Annotated in this window: 18 protein-coding genes; 16 read left to right on the forward strand and 2 right to left on the reverse strand. The window is 71.8% G+C overall.

Annotation, left to right across the window (positions count from 1 at the left end):
- The first annotated feature begins 115 nt into the window (after positions 1-115).
- The 10 genes from QUG93_RS07595 to leuS all read left to right on the forward strand — a co-directional run bounded on the left by QUG93_RS07595 (position 116) and on the right by leuS (position 13,005).
- Positions 116-763 (forward strand): TetR/AcrR family transcriptional regulator, encoded by a 648-nt coding sequence (locus QUG93_RS07595; protein WP_289473323.1) that lies wholly within the window; start codon positions 116-118, stop codon positions 761-763.
- Between the two features lie 261 nt (positions 764-1,024).
- Positions 1,025-1,939, forward strand: a complete 915-nt coding sequence (locus QUG93_RS07600; RefSeq protein ID WP_289473324.1) for an ABC transporter ATP-binding protein — start codon at positions 1,025-1,027, stop codon at positions 1,937-1,939.
- Positions 1,936-2,652 carry an ABC transporter permease gene (locus tag QUG93_RS07605; protein ID WP_289473325.1) on the forward strand — a complete coding sequence of 239 codons (717 nt, stop codon included), beginning with the start codon at positions 1,936-1,938 and terminating at the stop codon, positions 2,650-2,652. Before QUG93_RS07600 ends, QUG93_RS07605 begins: the two co-directional genes overlap by 4 nt.
- Complete coding sequence (locus QUG93_RS07610) at positions 2,649-3,377, forward strand: ABC transporter permease (RefSeq protein WP_289473326.1); 729 nt, start codon at positions 2,649-2,651, stop codon at positions 3,375-3,377. The genes QUG93_RS07605 and QUG93_RS07610 overlap by 4 nt, the downstream gene beginning before the upstream one ends.
- Positions 3,374-4,294 (forward strand): ABC transporter substrate-binding protein, encoded by a 921-nt coding sequence (locus tag QUG93_RS07615; RefSeq protein ID WP_353067761.1) that lies wholly within the window; start codon positions 3,374-3,376, stop codon positions 4,292-4,294. The genes QUG93_RS07610 and QUG93_RS07615 overlap by 4 nt, the downstream gene beginning before the upstream one ends.
- Before the next feature lie 289 nt (positions 4,295-4,583).
- Positions 4,584-5,996, forward strand: coding sequence for a cytochrome ubiquinol oxidase subunit I (locus QUG93_RS07620; protein ID WP_289473327.1), 1,413 nt, complete (start codon positions 4,584-4,586; stop codon positions 5,994-5,996).
- 1 nt (position 5,997) lies between these two features.
- Entirely contained in the window at positions 5,998-7,002 is a 1,005-nt protein-coding gene (cydB, locus tag QUG93_RS07625; protein WP_289473328.1) for a cytochrome d ubiquinol oxidase subunit II, read from the forward strand.
- A 10-nt stretch (positions 7,003-7,012) separates the two neighbouring features.
- Positions 7,013-8,677 carry a thiol reductant ABC exporter subunit CydD gene (gene cydD, locus QUG93_RS07630; protein WP_289473329.1) on the forward strand — a complete coding sequence of 555 codons (1,665 nt, stop codon included), beginning with the start codon at positions 7,013-7,015 and terminating at the stop codon, positions 8,675-8,677.
- Positions 8,674-10,362, forward strand: coding sequence for a thiol reductant ABC exporter subunit CydC (gene cydC / locus QUG93_RS07635; RefSeq protein ID WP_289473330.1), 1,689 nt, complete (start codon positions 8,674-8,676; stop codon positions 10,360-10,362). Before cydD ends, cydC begins: the two co-directional genes overlap by 4 nt.
- 69 nt (positions 10,363-10,431) lie before the next feature.
- Entirely contained in the window at positions 10,432-13,005 is a 2,574-nt protein-coding gene (leuS, locus tag QUG93_RS07640; protein ID WP_289473331.1) for a leucine--tRNA ligase, read from the forward strand.
- 133 nt (positions 13,006-13,138) lie between these two features.
- Here the strand turns inward: leuS and QUG93_RS07645 are convergent, their stop codons facing one another.
- Positions 13,139-13,402, reverse strand: coding sequence for a hypothetical protein (locus QUG93_RS07645; RefSeq protein WP_289473332.1), 264 nt, complete (start codon positions 13,400-13,402; stop codon positions 13,139-13,141).
- Between the two features lie 82 nt (positions 13,403-13,484).
- Here QUG93_RS07645 and QUG93_RS07650 point away from each other — a divergent pair, with 82 nt between their 5' ends.
- From QUG93_RS07650 to holA, 3 genes are read left to right on the forward strand one after another with little or no spacing between them, the layout of a single operon-like run.
- Positions 13,485-13,955 carry a ComEA family DNA-binding protein gene (locus QUG93_RS07650; protein WP_289473333.1) on the forward strand — a complete coding sequence of 157 codons (471 nt, stop codon included), beginning with the start codon at positions 13,485-13,487 and terminating at the stop codon, positions 13,953-13,955.
- Positions 13,952-16,690 (forward strand): ComEC/Rec2 family competence protein, encoded by a 2,739-nt coding sequence (locus QUG93_RS07655; protein ID WP_289473334.1) that lies wholly within the window; start codon positions 13,952-13,954, stop codon positions 16,688-16,690. The genes QUG93_RS07650 and QUG93_RS07655 overlap by 4 nt, the downstream gene beginning before the upstream one ends.
- On the forward strand, positions 16,590-17,573 hold the full coding sequence (gene holA / locus QUG93_RS07660) for a DNA polymerase III subunit delta (RefSeq protein ID WP_289473458.1): 984 nt from the start codon (positions 16,590-16,592) through the stop codon (positions 17,571-17,573). The genes QUG93_RS07655 and holA overlap by 101 nt, the downstream gene beginning before the upstream one ends.
- Before the next feature lie 431 nt (positions 17,574-18,004).
- On the opposite strand, the gene rpsT is transcribed toward holA, so the two are convergent.
- A complete protein-coding gene (rpsT, locus tag QUG93_RS07665) occupies positions 18,005-18,265 on the reverse strand; it encodes a 30S ribosomal protein S20 (protein ID WP_289473335.1) in 261 nt (86 codons plus the stop codon).
- A gap of 216 nt (positions 18,266-18,481) precedes the next feature.
- Between rpsT and QUG93_RS07670 the strand changes: the two genes are divergently transcribed.
- The 3 genes from QUG93_RS07670 (at position 18,482) to QUG93_RS07680 (ending at position 22,897) form a co-directional block, all read left to right on the forward strand.
- The gene (locus QUG93_RS07670; protein ID WP_289473336.1) at positions 18,482-19,648 is read left to right on the forward strand and encodes a pyridoxal phosphate-dependent aminotransferase; all 1,167 of its coding nucleotides are present in this window, start codon (positions 18,482-18,484) and stop codon (positions 19,646-19,648) included.
- 156 nt (positions 19,649-19,804) lie between these two features.
- Positions 19,805-21,652, forward strand: a complete 1,848-nt coding sequence (gene lepA, locus QUG93_RS07675; RefSeq protein ID WP_058748986.1) for a translation elongation factor 4 — start codon at positions 19,805-19,807, stop codon at positions 21,650-21,652.
- Positions 21,653-22,273: 621 nt separating this feature from the next.
- Positions 22,274-22,897: a hypothetical protein gene (locus QUG93_RS07680; RefSeq protein ID WP_289473337.1), complete on the forward strand. Its 624-nt coding sequence runs from the start codon at positions 22,274-22,276 to the stop codon at positions 22,895-22,897.
- Positions 22,898-22,904 lie beyond the last annotated feature (7 nt).

The raw sequence follows: 22,904 nt of genomic DNA on the forward strand, positions 1-22,904 counted from the left end.
CAGCGTTGCCCGCGGATCAGGTGAGTCGCAGGGACGTTCCAGCCGGTCTCTGCGAGAGTTGCTCCCGTCACATTCCACATGACCGCGCTCCACCAGGAGCGCAAGAGGAGAACACGTGCTCGTCACCGAGGTTTCGAACGCACTGCCGGGGGGATCATCACTGCTCAGGAACGAGCCGGTCCAAGCCCGCAGTTCGGCGCGCCTCGCGGGACTCCTCGACGCCGCGGCCGCGGTCATCGACGAGATCGGCTTCGAGCGCCTGACCACCGCCATGGTGGCCGAGCGCGCCGGCGCGTCCATCGGCACGGTGTACCGGTACTTCCCGGACCGCATCGCCGTGGTCGAGGCCCTGGCGATCCGGAGCACGCAGCGACTGGCCGAACGCTTCCTGACCGCACTCGACGAGAGCGACGCAGCGACCTGGCAGGACGCCCACGACGCGCTGATCGACGCGACCGTCGAGATGTACCGGACCGAGCCGGGCTTCCGCGCGATCCGGTTCGGCGACCCGGCCGACACCGGGACCGGGGACGCCGAGGACCGCATGGCCGCACTGGGAGCGGCCGTCGCACAGGTGCTGCACGACCGCTTCGACTTCCCGCTGGGGGAGCGTGCCGAGCGTGCGTGGGTCGTGCTCGCCGAGTCCGCCCACGCGGTGATCGCCCGTGCCCTGCGTGACCGATCGGCGCCCGAGACCGCACTGATCGAGGAGTACCGCGCGATGAGCCGCGCCCACCTCGAAGCGGTCGTCGCTGCCTCCTGACGCGGGGCCTGCCGGCTCCGCTGCCCGCTGGATCCGCGGTCGGCCGACACGACTGCCGTCGCCGGGACGCACCCGGGACGCGCCCGGGACGAACCGCACGACGCCCGTACTCTGAACGACGGAGCACGGGCGTCGCGCTCGTGGTCGACGTCACGCGCGGTTGTCCGCGATCCGTCACGAGCGGTCACAGCCGGACGATGTCCCGAAGGCGCGGGTACGCTCACTCGGAGTCGGGCTACCTCCGGACAGAAGGGCACCCACATGATCGAGTTCCGCTCGGTGCGCAAGACGTACCCGGACGGCACCAACGCGGTCGACGACTTCAGCCTCGTCATCCCGTCGCGGACCACCACGGTCTTCGTCGGTTCCAGTGGCTGCGGCAAGACGACCCTGCTCCGCATGATCAACCGGATGGTCGACCCCTCGTCGGGCGCCGTGGAGATCGACGGCGAGGACGTCGCCGGCGTCGACCCCGTGCAGCTGCGTCGACGCATCGGGTACGTGATGCAGAACGCGGGGCTCCTGCCGCACCGCAAGGTCGCCGACAACATCGCGACGGTGCCGCTCCTGACCGGGGTGTCGAAGGGCGAGGCCCGCGCGCGGGCACTCGAGCTCATGGACACGGTCGGGCTCGACCGGGCGTTCGCGGACCGGTACCCCTCGCAGCTCTCCGGCGGCCAGCAGCAGCGCGTCGGCGTTGCCCGCGGTCTCGCGGTGGACCCCAACGTGCTCCTCATGGACGAGCCCTTCGGGGCGGTCGACCCCCTCGTGCGCAACGACCTGCAGGACGAGCTCATCCGCCTGCAGCGCGAGCTCGGCAAGACCGTCGTCTTCGTCACGCACGACATCGACGAGGCCTTCAAGCTCGGCGACCAGGTCGTCATCCTCAAGAAGGGCGGCGAGATCGCCCAACTCGGCACGCCCGCCGAGATCCTGGCGGAGCCGGCCGACGACTTCGTCGCGAACTTCATCGGTGCCGGGCGCGGACGTCGTGCCCTGCGGGTCGAGCAGACCCCGACCGGGCCGATCGTCGTCGACGGGGACGGTCGGGCGGCCGGTGTGCTCACCGGCCCCGTGCAGGTGGTGGACGCCGCAGCCGCGGTGCCGCAGGTGACCGAGGCCGGGGCGCGTGACACCGCCCCGGGTGCTCCGGCGCAGGGTGGGGGACCGCGGTGAACTGGATCCTGTCGAACCTCGACACGATCAGTGACGCCACGATCGCGCACCTCGCGATCGCGATCCCACCGATCATCATCAGCTTCCTGCTCTCCATCCCGATCGGGTGGGTGGTGGTCCGCCTGCAGCGACCGGGTGGGTCGCGGTTCGCCGCCGGTCTCGGCAGCGGCATCGTGACCTTCGCGGGCCTGCTCTACGCGATCCCGTCGCTGGCGCTGTTCGTCGCCCTGCCGAGCATCATCGGCACGAGCCTGCAGAGCCCGGTCAACGTGATCATCAGCCTGACGGTCTACGGCCTGGCGCTCATGGTCCGTTCGACGGTGGACGGCCTGTCCTCGGTCGACGCCGGCACGAAGGCAGCGTCCACCGCGATGGGCTACTCGGGCGTGCAGCGCTTCTTCCGCGTCGAGCTCCCGCTCGCCGGCCCCGTGCTGCTCGCCGGCCTGCGGGTCGTCGCGGTCTCGACGATCTCGCTCACGACCGTCGGGGCCGTGCTCGGCATCCAGAGCCTCGGCTCGTTGTTCACCGACGGACTCGCGCGCGGCATCTACGAGGAGATCCTCTCCGGCATCGTCATGGTGCTCGTGCTCGCCTTCGTGCTCGACGGCCTGCTCGTGCTGCTCGGACGGCTGGTCATGCCGTGGACCCGTCGGGCACCCCGGAGCCGCCGCGCCGCGCGCCGGGTCCTGCAGCGAGCGGAGGTCGCCTCGTGATCATCGGTCAGGCGTTCGGCTGGGTGTTCGACCCGGCCAACTACACCGGCGTGAACGCGATCCCCGGACGGCTGTGGGAGCACGTCTGGATCACCGTGCTCGCCGTGGCGATCGCGTCGGTGATCGCGGTCCCCATCGGGTACGCGATCGGACACACCGGCCGGGCACGGGGTCTGTCGATCGCCCTGTCCGGCGGCATCCGCGCCCTGCCGACGCTCGGTGTGCTGTCGCTCTTCGGTCTGCTGCTCGGCATCGGACTCGAGGCGCCGCTGCTGGCGCTCGTGGTCCTGGCCGTCCCCTCGGTGCTCGCCGGTGCGTACGCGGGCATCGAGTCCGTCGACCCGGTGACGATCGACGCCGCGAAGGCGCAGGGCATGACCGGCTGGCAGGTCCTGTGGAAGGTCGAGATCCCGCTCGGGCTGCCGCTCCTGATCGGTGGCGTCCGTTCGGCCGTGCTCCAGGTCGTCGCGACCGCCACCCTGGCCGCCTACGTCGGCGCCGGTGGGCTGGGCGGCTACTTCTTCCTCGGCCTCAAGACCCAGGACTACGCCGAGATGCTCGGCGCGTCCGTCCTCGTGATCGCCCTCGCGATCGCGTTCGAGATCGTGTTCGCCGCGCTGCAGCGGGCCGCGGTGCCGAAGGGCACCGCCGACCCGTCCGCGCGGCAGCGCCAGGGATCGCGCGAGCGAGCCCGCAATCCCATCCCGGAAGGAAACCCATCGTGACCACAGCACGGATCCGCGTCGCCCTCGCCGCCGCAACGGCACTCGGCGTCGCAGCAGCCCTGACCGGCTGCTCGTCGGGCGACCCGCTCAGCAGCGGCTCGAGCGCCTCGTCCGACTCGAGGACCATCGTCATCGGCTCGCAGCAGTACTACTCGAACGAGATCATCGCCGAGCTGTACGCCCAGGTGCTCGAGAAGGACGGCTTCACGGTCGAGCGCAACTTCAACATCGGCCAGCGCGAGGTCTACATCCCGCAGCTCGAGAAGGGCGCGATCGACGTCCTGCCCGAGTACAGCGGCAACCTGCTCCAGTACTTCGACAAGTCGTCGAAGGCGAAGACGGCGGACGAGATCGACGACGCCCTCGAGAAGGCGCTCCCGAAGGGCCTCCGCGTGCTCGACGAGGCCGACGCCACCGACCAGGACAGCTACACCGTGACGAAGGAGTTCTCCGAGGAGAACGACGTCACCAGCCTGGCGGACCTGAAGAACGTGAAGGAGAAGCTGACCGTCGGCGCGAACTCCGAGTTCCAGACGCGTCCCTACGGACCGGACGGGCTGAAGTCGGTCTACGGCGTCGACGTCGACTTCAAGGCCGTCGAGGACTCCGGCGGAGCGCTCACGGTCAAGGCGCTGAAGGACGGCACCGTCCAGCTCGCCGACATCTACACCGCGGACCCGAGCATCAAGGCGAACGACTTCGTCTCGCTGGAGGACCCGGAGAACCTCATCCTCCCGCAGAACGTCATCCCGGTGGTGTCGGACAAGGTGGACGAGAAGGCCGCGGACGCCATCGACGAGGTGAACGAGAAGCTCACCACCGAGAAGCTCATCGAGCTCAACACGAAGAGCGTCACCGACAAGGAGAAGGCGTCGGAGATCGCGAAGCAGTTCCTGCAGGACGAGGGCCTGCTGTAGGCCTCCAGCGCAGCAGCGCACAGGCGTACTGAACGACAGGTGTCGGGCTTCTGCCCGGCACCTGTCGTCGTTCGTCCGGGTCGGCCCGGAGCACCGCTGTTCCGCACGGTTGTGCCGTTCACTGGCCGTGCACGTTCGTGCACACCGGGGCTCTACAACTTGTCGAAGCAGGTGTCCGGCCGGTAGCGTGGAGGTGTCCCGATGGGGTGACACAGAACCAGTCCCACCTCCCGTAGGAAGCAACTGACGTGCTCGAACAGCGCGCGGCGACCCGGCTCGGACACGCCGCATGAACGACATCCTCGATCCGCTCATCCTGTCGCGGTGGCAGTTCGGTCTCACGACCATCTACCACTTCCTCTTCGTCCCGCTGACGATCGGCATGGCCGTCGTCGTCGCCGTGTTCCAGACGGCGTGGGTGCGGACCGGTCGGGCGCACTACCTGCAGCTCACCCGGTTCTTCGGCCGGATCTTCCTGATCAACTTCGCGATGGGCGTCGTGACCGGCATCGTGCAGGAGTTCCAGTTCGGCATGAACTGGTCGGACTACTCGCGGTTCGTCGGTGACGTCTTCGGTGCGCCGCTCGCGCTCGAGGGCATCCTCGCCTTCTTCTTCGAGGCAGCCTTCATCGGGATCTGGATCTTCGGGTGGGACCGTCTGCCGAAGGCCGTGCACCTGGCGAGCATCTGGTGCGTGAGCGTCGGCACGATGCTGTCGGCGTACTTCATCCTGGCGGCGAACGCCTTCATGCAGCACCCGGTCGGCTTCGCGATCAACGAGACCAAGGGTCGCGCGGAGCTCACGGACATCTGGGCCGTCCTGACGAACAAGGTCGCCCTGGCCGCCTTCCCGCACACGCTGTTCGGCGCGTTCATGGTCGCCGCTTCGGTGATCGTCGCGGTCGCCGCGTACCACCTGGCACGGAACCAGAACCTCGAGACGATGATGCCGGCGCTCAAGTTCGGCATGTGGACGATGCTCGCGTCGGGTGCGCTCACGGTGCTGTCCGGCGACCAGCTCGGCCTGACCATGGTCGACACGCAGCCGATGAAGATGGCCGCGGCCGAGGCGCTCTACAACACCTCGACGGGCAAGGACGCGTCGTTCTCGATCTTCACGCTGGGGACCCCGGACGGCGTGCACGAGCTGTTCTCGATCCGCATCCCGTACCTGCTGTCGTTCCTGTCGACGCACACGTTCACCGGGACGGTCGAGGGCATCAACGACCTGCAGGCGCAGTACGCGCAGGTGTACGGACCGGGCGACTACAAGCCGATCATCTGGGTCACCTACTGGTCGTTCCGCTGGATGATCGCCCTGGGCGTCGGCGCGGTGCTCGTCTCGCTCGTCGGCCTCTGGCTGACGCGCGGGGGTCGGTTCCCGACGCAGCGCTGGGTCTGGCGCGTCGCCACCTGGTCGGTCCCGCTGCCGATGGCCGCGATGATCATGGGCTGGGTCTTCACCGAGATGGGCCGCCAGCCGTGGCTGGTCTTCGGCCTGCTCCGGACGGCGGACGGCGTCTCGCCGAACGTCACGGGGCTCGAGGTCCTCATCTCCCTGGTCGTGTTCACGCTCATCTACGGCGCGCTCGCGGTCGTCGAGTTCAAGCTCATCAAGAAGGTCGCCCAGGAGGGCCCCGCCGCTCCGGCGGAGGTCGACGAGGCGTCCGGCGAGGTCAAGCACGAAGTGACGGTGTACTGAGATGGACCTGCCCGTTCTCTGGTTCGCGATCGTCGGACTGTTCTTCGTCGGGTACTTCGTGCTCGACGGGTTCGACTTCGGCGTCGGCATGTCCCTGCCGTTCCTCGGCAAGGACGACACCGACCGCCGTGTCCTCATCAACACGATCGGCCCGGTCTGGGACCTCAACGAGACCTGGGTCATCGTCGCCGGCGCCTGCCTCTTCGCCGCGTTCCCCGAGTGGTACGCCACGATGTTCTCCGGCTTCTACCTGGCGCTGCTGCTCATCCTGGCGGCGCTCATCGCCCGCGGGGTGTCGTTCGAGTACCGGCACCAGGAGAAGCACCTGGAGTGGAAGCGTCGGTTCGACCTGATGATCATCGTCGGCAGCGCCGTGCCGTCGTTCCTGTGGGGCGTCGTGTTCGGCAACGTCGTCCGGGGCATCCCGATGGACGCCGGGCACAACTTCACGGGCACCCTGTTCGACCTGCTCAACCCGTTCGCGCTGCTGACCGGGCTGGCGACGCTCCTCGTCTTCTTCACGCACGGCGTCGTGTTCGTCGCGCTGAAGACCGAGGGCGAGATCCGCCAGCGGGCCAAGCGCCTGGCGACCCGGGCCGGCGTGCTGACGATCGTCGTCGGTGCCGCGTTCCTGGTGGCGATGGCGTTCGTCCGGGCGACGCCGGCGAGCCTGGTGCTGTCGGTGGTCGCCGCGCTCGCGCTGGTCCTCGCGGTGCTCTGCAACGCCTGGGGCAAGGAGGGCCGGGCCTTCACGCTCATGGCCGTGACCATCGCGGCCGTCGTGCTGGCGATGTTCACGGCGATCTTCCCCGACGTCATGCCCGCGTCGAACGACCCGGCGAACAGTCTGAACGTGTACAACGCCTCGAGCGGGGCGTACACCCTGACCGTGATGAGCTGGGTGGCGCTGATCTTCGTGCCGCTCGTGCTGGCCTACCAGGCCTGGACGTACTGGGTCTTCCGCAAACGCGTCTCGCGGGCGCACATCACGCAGGCCGCGCACTAGGCGGCCGACGGTGAAGCCACTCGATCCGCGCCTGCTCCGGCTGTCCCGCACCGCCAGGGGATCCGTCCTGGCGTCCGCGGCGACGGGCCTGGTCCGCACGCTCGCGACGATCGGCATCGCCTGGGGCATCGCCACCGCGGTCACCCTCGGGGTGGACGCGGCGCGCGAGGGGCGCGTGCCGTCGGCCCTCACGCCGACGCTCACGCTCCTGGCGGGGGCGTTCGTGGTCCGTGCGGTCGCCGCCTGGGCCACGGACGACCTCGCCGCGCGGGCGGGGGCGACGGTGAAGAGCGAGCTCCGGGCGACGGTCCTCGCCCGGGCAGCCGAGCGGGGTCCGTCCTGGCTCGCCGAGCGGTCCACCTCGGGCTTCGCCACGACGCTCGGCCCCGGTCTCGACGCGCTCGACGCCTACTTCGGCCGGTACGTGCCGCAGCTCGCGCTCACGGCCGTCGCCACGCCGGTGCTCCTCGTCGCCATCGGACTCGGCGACCTCACGAGCGCGGTGGTCATCGTGGTCGCGATGCCGGTCATCCCGGTGTTCATGGTGCTCATCGGCCTCGCGACGCAGGCCCTGCAGCGGCGGCAGTCGGACGCGCTCGCACGCCTCGGCACCGCGTTCACCGAGGCGGTCGAGGGCCTCGCGACCCTCAAGGTCTTCGGCCGCGCCCGCCGCCAGGTCGGACGGATCGGGACGATCACCGACGAGTACCGCCGCGGCACGATCGGCGTCCTCCGCCTGTCGTTCGTGAGCGGCTTCGCCCTCGAGCTCGCAGCGAGCCTGTCCGTCGCCCTGGTCGCCGTGTCCATCGGTGTCCGGCTCGTCGACGGCTCGCTCGGACTCGGCGCGGCGATGTTCGTGCTCGTCCTCGCCCCGGAGGCCTTCGCGCCGATCCGCCAGGTCGGCGCCGACTTCCACGCAGCCCAGGACGGCGTCGAGGCCTCCGGCGCGGTGCTCGACGTGCTCGACGACCGCGCTCCCGCTCCGACGGCCGACGCTGCCGTCGACGACCACGGGGGACCGGCGGCGACGGAGCTCGTGCTCGCCGGGCTGACCGTGCGACGCCCCGACGTCGTCATCGGCCCGGTCGACCTCCGCGCGACACCGGGCACGGTGGTCGCGCTCGCCGGTCCCAGCGGTTCCGGCAAGTCGAGCCTCGTCGCCGCGATCCGCGGGGTGCTGCCGCACGAGGGCGCCGTCACGGTGCCCGGCCCGGCCGGCGCGAGCCGCGCCGAGCGCACCACGTGGTCCGACCAGCGGCCGCGGCTGGTGCGCGGCACGGTCGCGGAGAACGTGGCCCTGCACGCGCGACCCGACGAGCGGGACGTGCGCCGCGCCCTGGGCGAGGCGGGGCTGGGAGTGGATCCGGGCCTCCCGGTCGGGTCGGGCGGGTCCGGCCTGTCCGGCGGGCAGGCGCAGCGCGTCGCGGTCGCCCGCGCCCTGTACCGCGCACGACGCGCTCGGACCCCGCTCGTGCTGCTCGACGAGCCGACGTCGGCGCTCGACGCCGAGGCGGAGCAGACGGTCGTGCGCGCCGTGCGCGCGCTCGCCGACGACGGTGCCGTCGTCCTCGTCGCGAGCCACCGACCCGCGGTGCTCGCCGCCGCCGACCTGCGGGTCGACGTGCTGCCGACCGGCGCGGTGACGGTGACCGACCGGCAGGGGGTGCGGACATGAGCCGGGAGGCCCGTCCCACCTCCGTCCTCCGGCTCGCCCTGCCGCACGGCGCAGGCTGGGCGAAGGCGGTCGCCGCCGGCACGCTGAGCGCGGTCTGCGCCGTGGCGCTCCTCGCCGCGAGCGGCTACCTGATCACCCGCGCGGCCGAGCAGCCGCCGATCCTCTACCTGACCCTCGTGATGGTCGGGGTGCGCGCGTTCGCCCTCGGCCGGGCGGCGCTGCGGTACGTCGACCGGCTCGCCGGGCACGACGCGTCCTTCCGGCAACTCGCCGTGGTGCGGACCGAGATGTACCGACGGCTCGCGTCCGTGGCTCCGGTCGGCCTGGGCGCGACCGGACGCGGGGACCTGCTCACCCGGCTCGTGACCGACACGGACCGGCTGCAGGACCTGCCGATCCGTGTGGTCGGTCCGCTGGTGTCCGCCGGGGTCGTCGCCGTGCTCTCCGTCGTCGCCGTCGCCCTGGTGTGGTGGCCCGCGGCGGTCGTGCTGGTCGTCGCGCTCGCCGTCGCCGCCCTGGTCGGCACCGTCGCCACGTCGGCCGTCGCACGACGTTCCGACCGCGAGACCGCCGCGGAGCGGGGCCGCGTCGCCGACCTCGTGCTCGACACCGTGCGCACGCTCGACGTCTTCACCGCCTACGGCACGCTGCCGGACCGGCTCGCCACGATCGCAACGCTCGACGCCCGCGTGACGCGGGCCGTCCGTCGTCGGGCCGCCGTCGAGTCGCTCGTGGGCGCGCTCGTCGGCCTGGTCGGTGGGGGCGCGGTCGTCGGCACCCTCGCGGTCGGGGCACCCGCGGTGGTGTCCGGTGCGCTCGACGGCCCGCTCTGGGCGCTCGCCGTCTTCGTGCCGCTCGCGCTGTTCGAGGTGGTCGGCGCCGTCCCGCTCGCCGTCCTCACGCTGCGCCGCGTCCGTGCCGCCGCGGACCGTGTCGAGCAGGTCGTGCCGGCGGTCGTACCGGCCGGCATCGTGCCCGAGCCCGACGGACCCGCCGACCCGCACGACCTGGTGGTCGAGGGCCCCGTCGCCCTGTCGCTCCGCGACCTGACGGTGCGGTGGCCCGGAGCGGCGGCGCCTGCCGTCGACCGGGTGTCCCTCGACCTGTTCCCCGGCGAGGTCGTCGTGCTCGAGGGTCCGAGCGGTGCCGGCAAGTCGACGCTCGTCGACGCCCTGGTGCGCTTCGTCGACCACGAGGGCTCCTACACGCTCGACGGGGTCGAGGCGCGGTCGATGCACCCGGACGCCGTCCGCGCCAGGGTCGGGCTGATCGAGCAGGACCCGTTCGTCTTCGACCAGACCGTCCGGCAGAACCTGCTCTTCGCGCGTGACGACGCCACCGACGACGACCTGACCGAGGTGCTCGAGCGGGTCGGCCTCGGCGGGTGGCTGCGCCGCCGTGGCGGGCTCGACGCCCCGGTCGGGGAGCGCGGCGGGCTCGTCTCCGGCGGACAGGCGCACCGACTCGCCCTCGCCAGGGCCCTGCTGCACGCGTTCCCGGTGCTCGTGCTCGACGAGCCCACCGCGGACGTGGACCCAGACCTCGGCGACGCCGTGCTCCGCGACCTCGTCGGAACGGCGCGGCAGGCCGGACGCACGGTCCTGGTCGTGTCGCACGTCCCGGTTCCGGCGGACCTGGTCGACCGCACCCTGCGCATGCGTGACGGGCGGCTCGTCGCGGCGTGACCACCTGCGGGACGGGCGGTGCCCCGACGGGGCCGGGCCGGGCCTCCAGGCCTTGTACCCTTGGTGATCGTGACCACCGAGCACTCCACCGAGCACTCCGACGAGACCGCAGCCGTCGACCCGGACGCGTACGACTTCCGCCGCCTCCAGGAGAAGTGGCAGCCCCGCTGGGAGGAGCTCGGGCTCTTCACGACCGACCTCGACGACAGCCGGCCGCGCAAGTACATCCTCGAGATGTTCCCGTACCCGTCCGGCGACCTGCACATGGGGCACGCCGAGAACTGGGCGCTCGGCGACTTCGTGGCGCGCTACTGGCGGCAGCAGGGCTTCAACGTCCTGCACCCGATCGGATGGGACTCCTTCGGTCTGCCGGCCGAGAACGCGGCGATCAAGCGCGGGGTCGACCCGCGCGAGTGGACCTACGCGAACATCGAGCAGCAGAAGGCGTCGTTCAAGCGGTACGCGCCGTCCTTCGACTGGACGACCGAGATCCACACCTCCGACCCCGAGTACTACAAGTGGAACCAGTGGCTGTTCCTCAAGATGTACGAGAAGGGCCTGGCGTACCGCAAGGACAGCTGGGTCAACTGGGACCCGGTGGACCAGACCGTGCTGGCCAACGAGCAGGTGCTGCCCGACGGCACCTCCGACCGTTCCGGCGCCGTCGTCGTCAAGAAGAAGCTGACCCAGTGGTACTTCGCGATCACGAAGTACGCCGACCGGCTGCTCGACGACCTCAACCAGCTCGAGGGACGGTGGCCAGCGAAGGTCATCGCGCAGCAGCGGAACTGGATCGGCCGCTCGGTCGGTGCCGACGTCGACTTCGTCATCGAGGGCCGCGACGAGCCCGTCACGGTGTTCACGACCCGGCCGGACACGATCCACGGGGTGACGTTCCTCGTGGTGGCGCCGGACTCGGACCTGGCCGCGTCGCTGGTCTCCTCTGCTGACGACGCGGTGCGTCGCGCGTTCGACGAGTACCTGACGGCGACCCAGAAGACCTCCGAGATCGACCGGCAGAACGCCGACCGTCCGAAGACCGGTGTGCCACTCGGTCGTTCCGCGATCCACCCGCTGACGGGGGAGCGCCTGCCGATCTGGGCCGCCGACTACGTGCTCGCCGACTACGGCCACGGCGCCGTGATGGCCGTGCCCGCGCACGACCAGCGCGACCTCGACTTCGCCCGGGCGTTCGACCTGCCGGTGAAGGTCGTCGTCGACACGAACCAGCCCGTGACCGGGGCCATCCCGGTCATCCCCGAGGGTGCGACGCTCGAGGACCTCCCCGCCCTCGACCCGGTCTCGACGGGCGAAGCGCTGACCGGGCAGGGGCGGATGATCAACTCCGGCCCGCTCGACGGGATGTCGAAGCAGCACGCCATCACCGCGGCGATCTCCCTGCTCGAGGAGCGCGGCACCGGTCGCGCTGCGAAGACCTACCGTCTGCGCGACTGGCTCATCTCGCGCCAGCGCTTCTGGGGCACGCCGATCCCGATCATCCACGGCGCCGACGGCACCGAGCACCCGGTGCCGGAGGACCAGCTCCCGATCACGCTGCCGTCGACCGAGGGGCTCGACCTCAAGCCGAAGGGCACCTCGCCCCTCGGCGGTGCGACCGACTGGGTGAACGTGCCGAACCCCGTCGACGGCACCCCGGCGACGCGCGACACCGACACGATGGACACCTTCGTCGACTCGTCGTGGTACTTCCTCCGCTTCCTGTCCGCCCAGGACGACACGCAGGCGTTCGACCCGGCGATCGCGCGCAAGTGGGCGCCCGTCGACCAGTACATCGGCGGCATCGAGCACGCGATCCTGCACCTGCTCTACGCCCGCTTCGTCACGAAGGTCCTGTTCGACCTCGGCTACCTCGACTTCACGGAGCCGTTCTCGGCGCTGCTCAACCAGGGCATGGTGCTCTCCGGCGGGTCGAAGATGTCGAAGTCGAAGGGTGGCGTGTCGCTCGGCGACGAGCTCGACGCGAACGGTGTCGACGCCATCCGCCTGGTGATGGGCTTCGCCGGTCCGCCGGAGGACGACATCAACTGGGAGGACGTGTCGCCCTCGGCGTCCGCGCGCTTCCTCGCACGGGCCTACCGTCTGGCGCTCGACGTGACCAGCGCGAAGGACGCCGTCTGGGCCGACGGTGACCGGGCGCTCCGTCAGGTCACGCACCGGTTCCTCGCCGACGCCCCGGGCCTGATGGAGGCGTTCAAGTTCAACGTCGTGATCGCGCGCCTCATGGACCTGGTGAACGTGACCCGCAAGGCGATCGACAACGGGCCCGGTGCCGGCGACCCTGCCGTGCGCGAGGCCGTCGAGACCGTCGCGCTCGGGTTGAGCGTCTTCGCGCCGTACACGGGCGAGGAGATGTGGGAGAAGCTGGGCTACGAGGCCACCGTCGCCACGTACGGCTGGCGGAAGGCCGACCCGACGCTCCTCGTGCAGGACACGCTGACCGCGGTCGTGCAGGTCAACGGCAAGGTCCGCGACTCGTTCGAGGTGTCGAAATCGATCGAGGCGGACGAGCTCGAGCAGCTCGCGCGCTCGTCGGCGAACGTGCAGCGGTACATCGGGGACCGCGAGATCGTGAAGGTGATCGTCCGTGCCCCGAAGCTCGTGAACATCGCGATCAAGGGCTGATCACAGTCCTCCCCAGCTGACCGGCCCGGCGGGCTCCTCCACAGGAGGGGACGCCGGGCCGTCCTGGTGTGCGGACCCCTCCTAGCGTGCCGGACATGTCCTCCGTCGATCCGTCCGGTCCACCGTTCGCGGCTCATGCTTCCTCGACCTCGACCTCGACCTCGACCTCGACCTCGACCTCGGGTCCAGCATCCTCGGTCGGGGGCGGTTCCCGATGGGTGCGGTGGTCGCTGACGCCGCGGGCCGCGGTCGTGCTCGCGGCGGCGGTCGTCGCGGTGGCGCTCGTGGTCGTCGGGGTGAGCACGCTCGGGGCGCGGTCGTCGGGCGAGGTGACGGTGACGAGCGGGCCGTCGACCAGTGTGGCGTCGTCGCGGCCCTCGGCCGGGACGGCGGGCACCGGTGCGGTGGACCGCGGCGCGCCCGCGTCCGCGTCACCCGGCGCGTCGGCGTCCGCCGCCTCGTCGGACGGTGCGGTCGCGGTGTACGTGCTCGGGGCCGTGGCGCACGCCGGTGTCGTCGACGTGCCGGCGGGCACGCGGGTCGAGGTCGTCCTGGAGCGCGTCGGGGGAGCAGCGGCCGACGCGGACCTCGCCCGGCTCAACCTCGCCCGGCCCGTGGTCGACGGAGAACGGCTGTACGTGCCCCGGGTCGGTGAGACGGAGGTGCCCGAGGTGCTGGGCCCGGACGTCGCGGTGGGGGGCAGCGGCGGTGCCGGCGGTGCGGCGCCGGGTGGGACGTCCGGCCCCGCAGGGGTCGACGCCGTGGTGGACCTCAACACCGCGGACCAGACGACGCTCGAGACCCTGCCCGGCATCGGGCCGGCGCTCGCGGGTCGGATCCTGTCGTGGCGCGAGGAGCACGGCGGGTTCACGTCGGTGGACGACCTGCTCGAGGTCAGCGGCATCGGGGAGGCACGGATGGCCGAGCTCCGTGACCGGGTGCGGGTGTGAGGGGCGTCCTGGACCGGGACCCGGGTGCCGACGACCTGCGCCTCGCCGTCCCGGTCGCCGTCGGGTGGGTCGTGGCCGCCGTGCTCGTCGGGGCGCCCCGGGCTGCGTGGTGGTGCGTCGGTGCCGCGGCCGTCGTGGGAGCCGTCGTGGTCCTCCTGCTCGTGGTCGGTGTCCGGCCGGCGCCAGGGGTGTCGACCGGGCTGGGGTTCCTCGCCGTCGCGGCGGCGTGCTGCGCCCTCGTCGGCGTCGCCGTCGGCGTCGGAGCGCCGGTCCGTGCGCCGTCCGTGCTCCTGGAGCGGTCCGGCAGGACGGTGACGGTGGTGGTGTCGCTGTCCCGGGACCTCGGCGACGGGGACCGCTCGACCACGGGCACCCTGCGGCGGGTCGACGGGCACGACCGGCTCCGGGTACCGGTGCGCGTGGTGCCCGCCGCCGGGCTGCGTGCGGCAGCCGGCTCGGTCCTCACCGGTCGGGCGACCGTCGAACCGGACGCGGACGGCTCGCCCACGGCCGCGGTGGTGTTCCTCCGCGGGACTCCCACGACCGCGCCGCCGAGGGGTCCGCTCGCTGCGACGGACGGCGTCCGCCGGGCGTTCGTCGCCGTCACGGCCGACCTGCCCGAGCCGGGCGGTGCGCTGCTGCGCGGACTGGCGATCGGCGACCGCAGCGGACTCGACCCGGCGACCGAGACCGCGATGGAGACCACTGCGCTGACGCACCTGACGGCGGTGTCCGGCTCGAACTGTGCGATCGTCGTCGCGCTGGTCGTCGCCGTCGGCAGGGGCATCGGTCTGCCACGGCTGCCGCGCGCGGTCGCCGCGGTCGGCCTCGTCGTCGCGTTCGTCGTCCTGGTGCGCCCCGACCCGTCGATCGTGCGCGCGGCGGTGATGGCGGTCGTGGTCCTCGTGGTGCGGTCGTCCGGGCGACCGTTGCGGGGCGTGCCCCTCCTCGCGCTCACCGTGCTCGGGATGCTCGTCGTCGACCCCTGGTACGCCCGGGCTCCCGCGTTCGCGCTCTCGGTCCTCGCCACCTCGGGCATCCTCGTGCTCGCGCCGCGGCTCACCGAGGTCCTCGGCCGACGGCTCTGGCGGCCGGTCGCCGTGGCGGTGGCCGTCCCCGTCGCCGCGCAGCTCGCGTGCTGGCCGGTGACGGTGCTCCTGGCCCCGACCCTGCCGACCTACGCGGTACCCGCGAACCTGCTCGCCGAACCGCTCGCACCCGCCGTGACCGTCGTCGGGCTCGCCGCGTGTGTCCTCGCTCCGGTCTGGCCCTGGGGTGCGGCGCTGGTCGCGCACGTGGCGTGGGCACCGGCCGCCGTGATCGGCGCAGTCGCCCACGGCGCAGCCGCGCTGCCGGCCGCGACGCTCGACTGGCCGGCCGGCGGCTCGGGCGCGACGGCGGCGGCGGTCGTCAGCGCGGCGGTGGCGACGGCGGTCCTGGCTCCCGGACCCGCTCGCGCCCGGCTCCTCGTGGTGTCCGGTGCCGTGCTCGTCCTCGGGCTCGGCACGGTCGCCGTCCCGCGGCTGGTCGTGCGGAGCAGCGTGCCCGCGGACTGGTCGGTGGCGGCGTGCGACGTCGGTCAGGGAGACGCGGTCCTGGTGCGGGACGGCTCCGGTCCGGTCGCCCTCGTCGACACCGGGGACGACGAGGAACTACTCGCGCGCTGCCTCGAGCTGCTCGGGGTGGAGCACATCGACCTGCTCGTGCTCACCCACTTCGACCGCGACCACGTCGGGGCGGTCGCGTCGATCGTCGACCGCACGGCGCAGGCGCTCGTCGGCCCCGTCGGCAGACCCAAGGACGAACGGGTGGTCCAGAGCCTCGACCGGGCCGGCGTCACGGTGCGCACCGCGGACGACGGCACCGCCGGCACGCTCGGAGCGATGCGGTGGCGGGTCGCGTGGCCGATCGCCGGTGCGACGGGGTCGGGGAACGATGCGAGCGTCGTGCTGGAGACCGTCCCCGGACCGTCGTGCACGACCTGCGTGTCCGGGGTCTTCCTCGGTGACCTCGGGGAAGGAGCGCAGCGTCGGCTCCGCCCGCGCCTCGTGGGACACCCGGACGTGGTGAAGGTCGCGCACCACGGTTCTGCGGACCAGGACCCGGAGCTCTACCGCCAGCTCGCGGCACCGATCGGGCTGATCGGCGTCGGTGCCGACAACACGTACGGGCACCCCACACGCTCTGCACTCGAGATGCTGCGGGCGGCGGGGACCGCCGCGTTCCGGACGGACCGGCAGGGCACGATCGCCGTCTCGCGGGCGGACGGGGGAGCGCTGCGCGTCTGGACCGAGCGGACGGACCGGGCCGTCCCGCCGAGCGACGAGCTGCCGACGGACGAGCCGGCAGCAGCGGGTGCGGCAGCGCCGGCGCCGGCGGCAGCGTGTTCGGCGGCGCGACCGGCGGCAGCGGGTGCGGGAGCGCCGGCGCCGGCGCCGGCGCCGGCGCCGACGGCAGCGTGTTCGGCGGCGCGACCGGCGGCAGCGCGCTCGTCGGCCGGGCGCGCGTCAGCGTGGTCGGGGGCGGCCCGTAGGATCGTCGCAGGTCCGGACCCGCACGACCCGTACCCGCACGACCCGGCGCCGACGGAAGGAACGCATGCCCGCCAAGAAGCCCACGCGCGCCGCCGCGAAGATCGAGCAGGTTCCGTGGTCCGGCGTCCGTCCTGCGCCCGTCGTGCTCGTCACCGGTCCCGAGCAGTTCCTGGCCGAACGCGCGAGCAGCGTCCTCCGTGACCTGCTCGTCGGCGAGGACCCCGCGCTCGAGGTGCACGACCTCGAGGCGGACCAGTACGCCCCCGGTCTCCTGGCGACGCTCGCGAGCCCGTCGCTCTTCGGGGAACCGCGACTGGTGCGGGTCACCAACGTCGAGAAGTGCACGGACGCGTTCATCACCGAGACGATCGCGTACCTGCAGGCTCCGGCGGACGACGTCACGCTCGTGCTGCGACACGGCGGGGGGATGCGTGGCAAGAAGCTCCTCGACACGATCCGCAGCGGGGTCGGCGGCGGCGTCGAGGTGCAGTGCGACGAGCTGAAGCGCGACACCGACAAGGCGGACTTCGTGAACGCCGAGTTCCGCGCGGCCCGGCGGAGGATCGCGCCCTCGGCCGTCCGGACGCTCGTCACCGCGTTCTCCGACGACCTGGCCGAGCTCGCCGCCGCGTGCCGGCAGCTCCTGGCGGACGAGGCCGAGGAGATCACCGACCGCGTCGTCGACAAGTACTACGGCGGTCGCGTCGAGACGAACGCGTTCAAGGTGGCCGACATCGCGCTCGCGGGCCGGTCGGCGCCGGCGATCGTCGAGCTGCGCCACGCCCTGGCCACGGGGGAGGCCCCGGTGCCGATCGTCGCGGCGTTCGCGAGCAAGATCCGCACGATGGCGAAGGTGAGTGCCTTCCGCGGCCCGAGCGGGCAGGCGGCGTCGGCGCTCGGCATGGCGCCGTGGCAGGTGCAGCGGGCCCAGCGCGACGTCGCTGGCTGGAGCGAGGCCGGGTTGGCGAACGCGATCACGAGCATCGCCGCGGCGGACACCGCGGTGAAGGGCGGATCGCGCGACGCGCACTACGCGCTCGAGGTGATGGTGCGGACCATCGCCCGACGCGGCGAGGACCGCTGAGGGGGTCGCGCCGCACGGCCGCTGCGGCGGCGTACGCCGCACGGCCGCGCCGTCGCCGACGCGACGGCGGCCGCGAACGCGACCCGCGCCTCCCGGCCGCGCCGTCGCCGACGCGACGGCGGCTGCGAACGCGACCCGCGCCTCCCGGCCGTGCCGTCGCCGACGCGACCACGACGGCGCACCCGACCAGCGCCTCAGGGCCGCGCCGTCGCGCCGACCGCCACGTCGGACCACGGATCCGACGTCGAACCAGCAGGCGGCCCTGGTTCGGTGTCGGATCCTCGGTTCGATCCCGGACCGACCACGACCGCCGCCCCCCGCGCCCACGCCGGCCGCTCTCCGCAACGACGAGAGCCCCGCAACGACGAGAGCCCCGCAACGACGAGAGCCCCGCACCAACGGTGCGGGGCTCTCGTGCGGCGGTCAGCGGCTCAGAGCGCGGAGACCTTCTTGGCGATAGCCGACTTGCGGTTCGCCGCCTGGTTCTTGTGGATGACACCCTTGCTCACGGCCTTGTCGAGCTTCTTCGACGCGAGGGCGAGTGCCGTGGTGGCCTTGTCCTTGTCGCCGGAGGCGACGGCCTCGTTCGTGCGACGGATGACCGTCTTGAGCTCCGAGCGGTAGGCCTTGTTGCGCTCCTGGGCCTTGAGGTTGGTCTTGATGCGCTTCATCTGCGACTTGATGTTCGCCATGCGTGTTGCTCCTTGATCGTCTCTACGGGTGGTCGCGACGTCTGGGTAGAGGGGCCCTCGGTCGCATCGCGTTCCACCCGTGGGCGGGGAACGCGGAAGCCAGCCACCAACGATACCAGCAGGACCCGCGACCACCAAAGCACCAACGCGCCGGGCCGTGTCCGTCGTCGGGGTGCCGGAAACCGTGCTGCAACACGGAACGGCTACCGTGACGCCATGCCCTCCCTCGCGCCACGGATCGACACCGTCCCCGCCTCCGGCATCCGCCGCGTGTACGAGCAGGCCGCACTGCTGCAGGCCGAGGGCACCGACGTCGCGATGCTCGTGATCGGCGAGCCGGACGTCCCCGTCGCACCGCACATCGGCGAGGCCGCGCGCCGCGCGTGGAGCGAGGACCGCACCGACTACACGCCGAACGGCGGCATCGCCCCGCTCCGCGCCGCGATCCGGGACAAGCTGCTCCGCGAGAACCGCATCGACGCGGACCTCGAACAGGTCTGGGTCACGATCGGCGCCACGCAGGCGCTGTTCCAGGCGATGACCCTCGTGCTGGGCCCGGGCGACGAGGTCCTGGTGCCGGATCCCGGGTACACGACGTTCACGATGAACGCGCACATCATCGGCGCGACCCCGGTGCCGTACCGGCTCGAGCCGCAGCACGACTTCGAGCCCGACCTCGAGGCGCTCGAGGCGAGCGTGACCGAGCACACCCGCGCGATCGTGGTGAACTCGCCGTCGAACCCGCTCGGCTCGGTCTTCGGCGAGGAGACCCTCCGTGCGCTCCTGGCACTCGCGAAGCGGCACGACCTCTGGGTGATCAGCGACGAGGTCTACGAGTACTTCACCCACGGGACCCGGCACGTCAGCATCGCCGCGCTCGACGAGGACGACCGCGTCTTCACCGCCTTCTCGCTGAGCAAGACCTACGCCATGACGGGCGTGCGCGTCGGCTACCTCGTCACCCCGAAGGGCCTCGGGCCGACCATGCGCACCACCCAGGAGGCGATGATCAGCTGCGTCGCCGAACCCGACCAGTGGGCGGCCCTCGCGGCGATCGTCGGCGACCACCAGGCCGTGCAGGACGCCCGCGAGCACTACCGCGCGAACCTCGCGGTGGCCAAGGAGGTCCTCGACGCCGCCGGCATCGGGTACCTCGACCCGCGGGGCGCCTTCTACCTGTGGGTGGACGTGTCGCATGCCACGCAGGGCGACGTCGCCGCGTGGGCGCTCGCGTTCCTGCAGCGTGAGCACGTCGCGGTGGCCCCCGGCAGCGCCTTCGGTCGCTCCGGCGAGGGGTGGGTGCGCGTGTGCCTCGCGGCCACGGCTGCGGACCTGCGCCGCGGCCTGGGCGCGCTGCCCGCGCCCGCCTCGGTGACCGTCTGACGGACGGGAGGCGCGGTCCGGGCCCGTCACGCGCCTCCCGTTGCGTCCTGCACAGCGTCCGGTGCCGCGCCCGATCTCCACAGGTCGCCCGCCGGTGCGCGCTGTCCGCGCGCGGGCGTGGGACAATCGTTCGACCGCACCGACCCCTGAGGAACCGTGAGCCCACAAGCATCCGCGCCGCTCGAGCCCGCCGCGACCCCGGCCGAGGCGATCCGCAACTTCTGCATCATCGCGCACATCGACCACGGCAAGTCCACGCTGGCCGACCGCATGCTGCAGATCACCGGCATCGTCGAGGAGCGGGCGATGCGCGCGCAGTACCTCGACCGCATGGACATCGAGCGCGAGCGCGGCATCACGATCAAGTCGCAGGCCGTGCGCATGCCGTGGGAGCTCGACGGGCAGACGTTCGCGCTGAACATGATCGACACCCCGGGGCACGTCGACTTCTCGTACGAGGTCTCCCGGTCGCTCGCTGCGTGCGAGGGGGCGATCCTGCTCGTCGACGCCGCGCAGGGCATCGAGGCGCAGACGCTCGCGAACCTGTACCTGGCGCTCGAGAACGACCTCGAGATCATCCCGGTGCTCAACAAGATCGACCTGCCCGCGGCCGACCCGGACAAGTACGCGGCCGAGCTCGCGCAGCTCATCGGTGGCAAGCCGGAGGACGTCCTGCGGGTGTCCGGCAAGACCGGCGCCGGCGTGCCCGAGCTGCTCGACCGCGTCGTCGGCTCCGTGCCCGCTCCGGTCGGCACGGTCGACGCCGAACCGCGAGCGATGATCTTCGACTCGGTGTACGACAGCTACCGCGGCGTCGTCACCTACGTCCGGATGATCGACGGCACCATCAAGCCGCGCGAGAAGATCCAGATGATGTCGACGCGGACCACGCACGAGATCCTCGAGATCGGCGTCTCGAGCCCGGAGCCGAAGCCGACGAAGGGGTTGTCGGTGGGTGAGGTCGGGTACCTCATCACCGGTGTGAAGGACGTGCGGCAGTCGAAGGTCGGCGACACCGTGACCAGCGCGCAGCGACCGGCGACCGAGGCGCTGCCCGGCTACACCGACCCGAAGCCGATGGTCTTCTCCGGGCTGTACCCGATCGACGGCTCGGACTACCCGGACCTGCGTGAGGCCCTCGACAAGCTCAAGCTGTCGGACGCGGCGCTCGTGTACGAGCCGGAGACCTCGGTGGCGCTCGGCTTCGGGTTCCGCTGTGGCTTCCTCGGCCTGCTGCACCTCGAGATCATCACCGAGCGGCTCTCGCGCGAGTTCGGGCTCGACCTCATCACCACCGCGCCGAGCGTGGTCTACGAGGTCACGAACGAGGACAACTCGGTCACCGAGGTCACCAACCCGTCCGAGTTCCCCGGCGGCCGCATCGTCGAGGTCCGCGAGCCGATGGTCCGTGCTGCGATCCTCGCGCCGAAGGACTACGTCGGCGCCATCATGGAGCTCTGCCAGTCGCGTCGGGGATCCCTGCTCGGGATGGAGTACCTCGGCGAGGACCGCGTCGAGATCCGCTACGAGATGCCCCTCGGGGAGATCGTCTTCGACTTCTTCGACCAGCTCAAGAGCAAGACGCAGGGCTATGCGTCGCTCGACTACGAGCCGACGGGCGACCAGGCGGCCGACCTCGTCAAGGTCGACATCCTGCTGCAGGGTGAGCAGGTCGACGCCTTCAGCGCGATCGTGCACCGCGACAAGGCCTACGCGTACGGCACGCTCATGACCGAGCGCCTCCGCAAGCTCATCCCGCGGCAACAGTTCGAGGTCCCGATCCAGGCGGCCATCGGTGCGCGCATCATCGCCCGCGAGAGCATCCGAGCGATGCGCAAGGACGTCCTGGCGAAGTGCTACGGCGGTGACATCACCCGCAAGCGCAAGCTCCTCGAGAAGCAGAAGGAGGGCAAGAAGCGCATGAAGATGGTGGGTCGCGTCGAGGTCCCGCAGGAAGCCTTCATCGCGGCGCTCTCGGGAGACGTCGAGGAGAAGAAGAAGTAGTCCGAGGGCCCCGCCACGTGCGGGGCCTTCGTCGTCCGGTCTGGACCGACCGCCCCTTGATCGCGCGTCGCAGCCGGGTGGCGCAAGCGCAGTCGGCAGTCGGCAGTCAGCAGTCACCAGTCAGCAGTCAGCAGTCAGCAGTCAGCGGTCAGCGGTCAGCAGTCGGAAGTCGGCGGTCGGCAGTCGGCACTTGGTAGTCGCAGGCGCGGGCGCGGGCTCGGGCGCAAGCGCAGTCGCGGCCGCCTCTCGCAGCCGCAGCCGCAGCCGCAGCCGCAGCCGCAGCCGCAGCCGCAGCTGCCGCGTGCCGCGTGCCGCGGTGCCGCGGCCGCCCGTCGCAAGCACGTCTCCCGCCTCTCCCGCCGCGAGCCGTGGTGCGTGATCCGGACGGTCCGAGCACGGGTCAGCAGGAGGGCCTTCCGCGCTGCGCGGGGCATGCAGTCGGCGGACCGTTCTGTCTGCCCACACATTGGGGGACCGGCGCGGCGTGTGGGTCTATTCAGTCGCATCTGAACCGAGCGAGATTGAAGACCGCTCAGTTCGGGTGGACCCGGCCGCCCGTCCCTGAGCGACCCTGCCCACGGACATCGCTGACTCCGGGCGCACACGGAGGTGCGAACACCGATGTCACGTCATGCAACGCCCACCACCAGCGCAAGAAGGCAGCGACTGGACCTCGTCGTCGTCGCCGCCGGCCTGATCGCCGCGATCGTCCTCGCACTCACCTTCAGCGGCACGCTGTCCGTGTTCACGCAGGCCTTCCTGCACGGCACCAACACCGTGTCGACGCCGAGCATCCGGATCGCCGAGACCGACGCCGACGGCAGCACGGAGACGTGCTCGACGGACGCGGCCGGGACCGCCACGTGCACCGACCCGGACCTGTACGGCGGCCAGGTGCTCCGGCCGGGGCAGTCGTCGAACCCGCAGACGGTCACCTTCGCCAACACCGGGGACTCGACGCCGACCGCGTTCCAGGTCAGTGCGGGCAGCTGCTCGACGACGCCCTCCACGGGTGCGGACCTCTGCGACCAGCTCCTCGTCACGATGACCTGGCGTGGCCGGACGCTGTGGGACAGCGGTCGGACGCCCACCTGGCTCGCAACGCACCGGACGTCGCTGCCGGACCCGCCCGCTGCGGGGGAGCGCGTCCCGTTCACGGTGCAGGTGTCGCTGCCCGCGGACGCGACGGCATCGACGTCGGGCGTCACGCTGTCGCAGCCGATCACCTTCACCTTCACGGCGTGACGAGCAC

This window comes from Curtobacterium caseinilyticum (genome assembly GCF_030363035.1).
GTDB lineage: Bacteria > Actinomycetota > Actinomycetes > Actinomycetales > Microbacteriaceae > Curtobacterium > Curtobacterium caseinilyticum.

Bases quoted from the DNA above. Each gene is read 5' to 3' on its own strand.
- QUG93_RS07600 (WP_289473324.1), top strand. From the start codon at position 1,025: ATGATCGAGTTCCGCTCGGTGCGCAAGACGTACCCGGACGGCACCAAC.
- cydC (WP_289473330.1), top strand. From the start codon at position 8,674: ATGAGCCGGGAGGCCCGTCCCACCTCCGTCCTCCGGCTCGCCCTGCCG.
- QUG93_RS07620 (WP_289473327.1), top strand. From the start codon at position 4,584: ATGAACGACATCCTCGATCCGCTCATCCTGTCGCGGTGGCAGTTCGGT.
- cydB (WP_289473328.1), top strand. From the start codon at position 5,998: ATGGACCTGCCCGTTCTCTGGTTCGCGATCGTCGGACTGTTCTTCGTC.
- rpsT (WP_289473335.1), bottom strand. From the start codon at position 18,265: ATGGCGAACATCAAGTCGCAGATGAAGCGCATCAAGACCAACCTCAAG.
- QUG93_RS07670 (WP_289473336.1), top strand. From the start codon at position 18,482: ATGCCCTCCCTCGCGCCACGGATCGACACCGTCCCCGCCTCCGGCATC.
- QUG93_RS07680 (WP_289473337.1), top strand. From the start codon at position 22,274: ATGTCACGTCATGCAACGCCCACCACCAGCGCAAGAAGGCAGCGACTG.